Here is a 6,797-nt window from a genome sequence, read left to right on the forward strand (position 1 = left end):
AAGCTAAGCCTTTCAGCGCCGATGGTACTGCAGGGGGGACCCTGTGGGAGAGTAGGACGCCGCCGAACAATCATTGTGGGAAAGCCCCGCACCAGTCATGGTGCGGGGCTTTCCTGCGTTCGGGGCGCCGTGCCGGTTCCTGTAGGGTCGGGTGGCATCGTTCGTACGTTCAACGGCAACAGTGGAGGCCCCCGGGTGGAGGTCCAGGAGACTCGGGTTCAGACGGACCGAATTTTCACCATTCCGAACATCCTGAGCATGGCTCGGCTCGCCGGCGTGCCGCTGTTCCTGTGGCTGATCCTGGCCGAGTACGACCTCTGGGCTCTGCTCGTGCTCATGCTCAGCGGAGTCACCGACTACCTCGACGGGAAACTCGCGCGCCGGTGGAACCAGATCAGCAGCCTCGGCCGGCTCCTGGACCCCGCCGCCGACCGCCTGTACATCCTCTCCACGCTCTTCGGACTGACCTATCGGGACATCCTGCCGCTGTGGCTCACCGCGGCCCTGCTGACCCGCGACCTCATGCTGCTCGTCATGGTCGGAGTCCTGCGCCGGCACGGCTATCCGCCGCCCCAGGTCAACTTCCTCGGCAAGGCCGCCACGTTCAACCTCATGTACGCCTTCCCCCTCCTCCTCCTCAGTGACGGCACGGGCTGGTTGGCCTGGATGGGGGCAGTTTTCGGATGGGCGTTCGCCGGATGGGGTACAACCCTCTATTGGTGGGCAGGAATCCTTTACGTGGTGCAGGTCCGCCGGCTCGTCAAGGCGGACACCACGGCCGATTGAATCCCCCGCGCGGGCCGGCGCGACGGTAGCGGCGTAGCCGCACGGGAGGACGAGATCGGCTGGAACGTCGTCTCCCGAGGAGGACCCTTCCGACATGAAGGCCGTCGTGATGGCCGGTGGCGAAGGCACACGCCTTCGCCCGATGACCTCGAGCATGCCGAAGCCGCTCCTGCCGGTGGCCAACCGGCCGATCATGGAGCACGTGCTCAGGCTGCTCAAGCGGCATGGGCTGAACGAAACCGTGGTCACCGTCCAGTTCCTGGCATCACTCGTCAAGAACTACTTCGGTGACGGCGAAGAGCTCGGAATGGAGCTCACCTATGCCAATGAGGAGAAGCCACTCGGCACCGCCGGCAGCGTGAAGAACGCCGAGGAGGCGCTGAAGGACGACGCATTCCTCGTCATTTCCGGGGACGCCCTCACCGACTTCGACCTCACCGACCTCATCCGCTTCCACAAGGAGAAAGGCGCACTCGTCACGGTGTGCCTGACCCGGGTGCCCAACCCCCTCGAATTCGGCATCACCATCGTCGACGAGGAAGGAAAGGTCGAGCGCTTCCTGGAGAAGCCGACCTGGGGACAGGTGTTCTCCGACACCGTCAACACCGGCATCTACGTCATGGAGCCGGAGGTCTTCGACTACGTCGAAGCCGACGTCCCCGTCGACTGGTCCGGTGACGTCTTCCCGCAGCTGATGAAGGAAGGCCGGCCCATCTACGGCTACGTCGCCGAGGGCTACTGGGAGGACGTCGGCACCCACGAGAGCTACGTCAAGGCCCAGGCCGACGTCCTCGAAGGCAAGGTCCAGATCGACATGGACGGCTTCGAGATCTCGCCCGGCGTGTGGATCGCCGAAGGAGCCGAAGTCAGCCCCGACGCGGTCCTGCGCGGCCCGCTCTACATCGGCGACTACGCCAAGGTCGAAGCCGGGGCCGAGATCCGCGAGCACACCGTCGTCGGATCCAACGTCGTCGTCAAGAGCGGCGCCTTCCTGCACAAGGCCGTCGTCCACGACAACGTCTACATCGGACCCCACAGCAACCTGCGCGGCTGCGTCGTCGGCAAGAACACCGACATCATGCGGGCCGCCCGCATCGAGGACGGCGCCGTCATCGGCGACGAGTGCCTCGTCGGCGAGGAGTCCATCGTCCAGGGCAACGTCCGCGTCTACCCCTTCAAGACGATCGAGGCCGGCGCCTTCGTCAACACCTCCGTCATCTGGGAGTCCCGCGGCCAGGCCCACCTCTTCGGAACCCGCGGCGTCAGCGGCATCCTCAACGTCGAGATCACCCCCGAACTGGTCGTCCGGCTCGCCGGAGCGTACGCGACGACCCTCAAGAAGGGCGCCATCGTCACCACCGCCCGCGACCACTCGCGCGGCGCCCGCGCGCTCAAACGGGCAGTGATCTCCGCACTCCAGGCCAGCGCCATCGACGTCCGCGACCTGGAGAACGTGCCGCTGCCCGTCGCCCGCCAGCAGACCGCCCGCGGCAGCGCCGGCGGCATCATGCTGCGGACCTCGCCCGGCGTCCCCGACTCCGTCGACATCATGTTCCTCGACGAACGCGGCGCCGACCTCTCCCAGGCCCAGCAGCGCAAACTCGACCGGGTCTTCGCCCGCCAGGAATACCGGCGCGCCTTCCCCGGCGAGATCGGCGACCTCCAGTTCCCCTCCAGCATCTTCGACTCCTACACCGGATCCCTGCTGCGGCGCGTCGACACCACCGGCATCGCCGACTCCGGACTCAAGGTCGTCATCGACGCGTCCAACGGCAGCGCCGGCCTCGTCCTGCCCAGCCTGCTGGGCAGGCTCGAAGTGGACGCCCTCACCATCAACCCCGGCCTCGACGAGTCCCGGCCCACCGAGACCGCCGAATCCCGCAGGGCCGGCCTCGTCCGGCTCGGCGAGATCGTCGCCTCCGCCAGGGCCGCGTTCGGCGTCCGGTTCGACCCCGTCGGCGAGCGGATCTCCCTCGTCGACGAACGCGGCCGGATCATCGAGGACGACCGCGCGCTGCTCGTCCTCCTCGACCTCGTCGCGGCCGAGAAGCGCAGCGGCAAGGTCGCCCTGCCCGTCACCACCACGCGGATCGCCGAACAGGTCGCCGCTTACCACGGCACCCAGGTCGAATGGACGACGACCTCGCCGGACGACCTGACGCGCGTCGGCCGCGCCGAGAACACGATCTTCGGCGGCGACGGCCGGGGCGGGTACATCGTCCCGCAGTTCAGCAGCGTCTTCGACGGATCCGCCGCGTTCGTGCAGCTCATCGGGCTGGTGGCGCGGACGCAGCTCACCCTGAGCCAGATCGACGCGCGGATACCGCGAGCCCACGTCCTCAAGCGCGACGTGCCGACCCCTTGGGCCGTCAAGGGGCTCGTCATGCGGCGCGTCGTCGAGGCGGCCGGAGACCGCCAGGTGGACACCACAGACGGGGTGCGCGTCGTCGAGGCCGACGGCCGGTGGGCGCTCGTCCTGCCCGACCCGGCCGAGGCCGTCACGCACCTGTGGGCCGAAGGCCCCGACGACGCCTCCGCCCAGGCCCTGCTCGACGAATGGGCGGACGTGGTCGACGGCGCCGGAAGCTGACCCGGCCACCCGGCCCGGACCACCGGCCCGGCCCGCCGCAGCGGCACCGCCGCCGCGGCGGGCCGGGCCGCGCGTCCACCCGTCGGGCGCATTCGGTACCGGCGCCGCCGACGTGCGACGATGAGCGGCATGTCGCAGCCGCCCCCCCACCGCGGACCGGCGCCGGTACCGCCCGCGCGCCCGGACGCGTCCATGTCGCTGCTGACGCACGTGATGGACCACAGCCTCGACGAGGGCTACGCGGAGGCGGCGGCCAGGCGCCGAGCCGAAGGCGCCGACAACCGGCCCCGCAACCTCAAGGGCAAGCTGGTGCTGGCCACCGGCATCGTGCTCACCGCCGCCGTCCTCACGCTCGGCGCGGCCCGCACGCAGATGTCCGCGCCCGTCCTCGCCAAAGAGCGCCAGGAGCTCATCGACCGGGTCCACCGCGCGGACGACCGCGCCGACGGCCTGGAGCGCGACATCGAGCGGCTCCGGGGCGACGTCGCCGGACGACAGCGTGAGGCACTCAAACAGCACGGCGGCGACCAGGGGCAGCGGACGGCCCTGCTCGCCGGGGCCACCGAGGTCCGCGGACCCGGGCTCAGGCTCACCATCGACGACGCCAAGGGATCCTCCTCCGCGGCCGGGGGCAAACCGCGCGAGAACAGCGGCTTCTCCGACACCGGCAGGCTGCGGGACCGCGACATGCAGCGGATCGTGAACGGGCTCTGGCAGGCCGGAGCCGAAGCCGTCTCCATCAACGGGCAGCGGCTGACCGCCCTGTCCGCGATCCGCGCGGCCGGCGACGCGATACTGGTCGACAACAGGCCGCTCGTCCCGCCGTACGAGGTGCTGGCGGTGGGCGACAAGAAGCGGCTCCCGGCCGCGTTCCAGGACTCCGTGGACGGCCAGTACCTGCGCGTCCTCCAGGACAGCTACGGCATCCGGTACACGCTGTCCCCCGCGGACGAGGTACGGCTGCCCGCCGCGTCCAGCCTGACCGTACGGACAGCCACAGCAGCAGAAGAGCCGAAGAAGGGTGCATCGTGATCGCGGTACTGGGCCTGCTGGCCGGAGTGGTGGTCGGACTGCTGGTCCGGCCCGAAGTGCCGGCCGTCGTCGAGCCTTATCTGCCGATCGCCGTCGTCGCCGCGCTCGACGCGGTGTTCGGCGGCCTCCGCGCCATGCTCGACGGGATCTTCGACGACAAGGTCTTCGTCGTGTCGTTCCTGTCGAACGTGGTCGTCGCCGCGCTCATCGTCTTCCTCGGCGACAAGCTGGGCGTCGGCTCCCAGCTGTCCACGGGCGTCGTCGTCGTCCTCGGCATCCGCATCTTCTCCAACGCCGCGGCCATCCGCCGCCACGTGTTCCGGGCGTGAGGCCGATGAGTACGAACGACACCCCGCCCGAGGAGCCCAAGGCCCCCCGGCCGCCGAAGGACGAGCCGGCCCCGCAGCCCCGCGACACGGCCGCCGCACCGCCCGGCGCGTCCGGGCAGCCGGAGGCACCCGCGGAGCCGGAGGCCCCCGCGAAGCCGGCCGCCGCCGGGCAGTCCGGCGGGCCCGGCGGCACGGGACGGCAGCGCCTCGCGGCCGGGCTGTGGCCCCCGAGGTTCAGCCGGGCCCAACTCATCGTCGCCCTGCTTCTGTTCGTCCTCGGCCTCGGACTGGCCATCCAGGTCCGCTCCAACAGCGACTCCGGCGCGCTGCGCGGTGCCCGGCAGGAGGACCTCGTCCGGATCCTCGACGAGCTCGACGGGCGGACCCAGCGCCTGGAGGACGAGAAGCAGCAGCTGGAGGACCAGCGCCGCGAACTCGAGAACAGCTCCAACCAGGCCGAGGAGGCCCGTCGCCAGACGGTGGAGAAGGAACGCCAACTGGGCATCCTGGCCGGTACCGTGGCGGCACAGGGGCCGGGCATCACCCTGCGGATCACCGACCCGAAGGGCCAGGTGGAGTCCGACCAGCTGCTGGACACCCTCCAGGAGCTGCGGGCCGCAGGGGCCGAGGCGATCCAGATCAACGGGGTGCGGGTCGTCGCGGGCTCGTACTTCTCGGACGAGGGCGGGGGCATCGCCATCGACGGTAGGAAGATCGCACAACCCTACGAGTTCAAGGTCATCGGCAAGCCCCAGGACCTGGAGCCGGCGCTCAACATCCCGGGCGGGGTCGTGCAGACGCTGGAAAAGGAACAAGCCACCGTGGCCGTCACACGGTCGGCGAAGATCGTTGTGGACGCCTTGCGGGCTGCGAAGCAGCCTGACTACGCTCGGTCGTCATCGTCGTGACGCAGGACGGGGGGCCGACGGCTCACGCGGGCTGCGGCCTGCGGGGGGTCGGCGCACCGAAGTAGTGGTGCGTGGTGGAAACTGTCTGGTGGTTGCGGACGTTGTGAGGATGTCCGGGTCGGCAGGTGTGTGCATTCGGAGTTCGTCCTGCCCCACGGGCGGGTCTGTTTCGTTCAAGGGGAATCGCCCGTGAAGTTGTTTGAGAAGTTGTTCGGAAAGAAGAACCGCGAGGAAGGCGGCGCGGCGCAGCACCGCGCGGGCCAGGGGGAGGCGCAGCCGCCGGCGGACCGGCCGCTCTTCCGCGACGAGGTCGCGGGCGCGGGCGACGTTCCGGGCGCGCCCGGCGCGTCGTCTGTTGACCCTGCCGGTACCGCCCGCATAGGTTTCGGTGACGCATCAACCTCGAGTACGGGTGGAGGGTTTGCACCCGACCCGTATGCCACCAACGCCTCCGCGGGGCAGCCGCGGCACGAGGAGCCGTCCATGTCGGCCGAGCAGGTCTGCAGCAGGTGCGGGCACCGCAGCGATGCGGCCAGCCGGTTCTGCTCCAACTGCGGGGCGCCGCTGCGGGCGGGTCTGACGCCGGAGCGTGCCTCGGAGACCACGTCCACCATCTCGATCTCGGGCCTCGAGGCCTACGAGGCCGAGGTGTCGGGACAACAGCACGTGTCGTCGTCGTCGCTGTCCCCCGAGGCCCAGGCCGCGGTGGAAGCGCTGCCCCCGGGTTCCGCGCTGCTGATCGTGCGGCGGGGCCCCAACTCCGGGAGCCGCTTCCTGCTGGACGGCGAGCTGACCACGGCGGGCCGGCACCCGCAGAGCGACATCTTCCTGGACGACGTCACGGTCTCCCGGCGGCATGTCGAGTTCCGCAGGAGCCAGGACGGCGGGTTCACCGTCGCCGACGTCGGCAGCCTGAACGGCACGTACGTCAACCGCGAGCCCATCGACTCGGTGCCGCTGCACAACGGCGACGAGGTCCAGATCGGCAAGTACCGGCTGGTCTTCTACGCGAGCCTGCGGGGCGCCTGACACCCCCTGGCGGGGGGGGGGGGGGGGGGGGGGAAGCCACACCCCGACCACCCCAGAGACCCCCCAAAGAAGTACCCCCTCCCCCCCCCCCCCGAACTGGCCATAACCAATTCCCCCAAACCA

At 70.1% G+C, this 6,797-nt stretch carries 6 protein-coding genes and 1 rRNA gene; all 7 read left to right on the top strand.

Translation table 11 applies throughout. The features are described 5' to 3' along the window. Positions 1 to 68: ribosomal RNA gene (gene rrf / locus ACZ462_RS27610) — 5S ribosomal RNA — on the top strand; the annotation flags it as partial. A 127-nt stretch (positions 69 to 195) separates the two neighbouring features. After that, positions 196 to 786, top strand: coding sequence for a CDP-alcohol phosphatidyltransferase family protein (locus ACZ462_RS27615; protein WP_467805189.1), 591 nt, complete (start codon positions 196 to 198; stop codon positions 784 to 786). A 94-nt stretch (positions 787 to 880) separates the two neighbouring features. Continuing rightward, positions 881 to 3,376, top strand: a complete 2,496-nt coding sequence (locus ACZ462_RS27620; protein ID WP_467805191.1) for a sugar phosphate nucleotidyltransferase — start codon at positions 881 to 883, stop codon at positions 3,374 to 3,376. Between the two features lie 120 nt (positions 3,377 to 3,496). Continuing rightward, positions 3,497 to 4,408: a DUF881 domain-containing protein gene (locus tag ACZ462_RS27625; protein ID WP_467805193.1), complete on the top strand. Its 912-nt coding sequence runs from the start codon at positions 3,497 to 3,499 to the stop codon at positions 4,406 to 4,408. Further along, positions 4,405 to 4,737, top strand: coding sequence for a small basic family protein (locus ACZ462_RS27630; RefSeq protein WP_114056669.1), 333 nt, complete (start codon positions 4,405 to 4,407; stop codon positions 4,735 to 4,737). Before ACZ462_RS27625 ends, ACZ462_RS27630 begins: the two co-directional genes overlap by 4 nt. A 5-nt stretch (positions 4,738 to 4,742) precedes the next feature. Beyond that, complete coding sequence (locus ACZ462_RS27635; protein WP_467805194.1) at positions 4,743 to 5,645, top strand: DUF881 domain-containing protein; 903 nt, start codon at positions 4,743 to 4,745, stop codon at positions 5,643 to 5,645. A gap of 81 nt (positions 5,646 to 5,726) precedes the next feature. Next, entirely contained in the window at positions 5,727 to 6,674 is a 948-nt protein-coding gene (locus tag ACZ462_RS27640) for an FHA domain-containing protein (protein ID WP_467805355.1), read from the top strand. The last annotated feature ends 123 nt before the right edge of the window (positions 6,675 to 6,797 follow it).

Source organism: Streptomyces sp. NPDC031121, assembly GCF_055570615.1.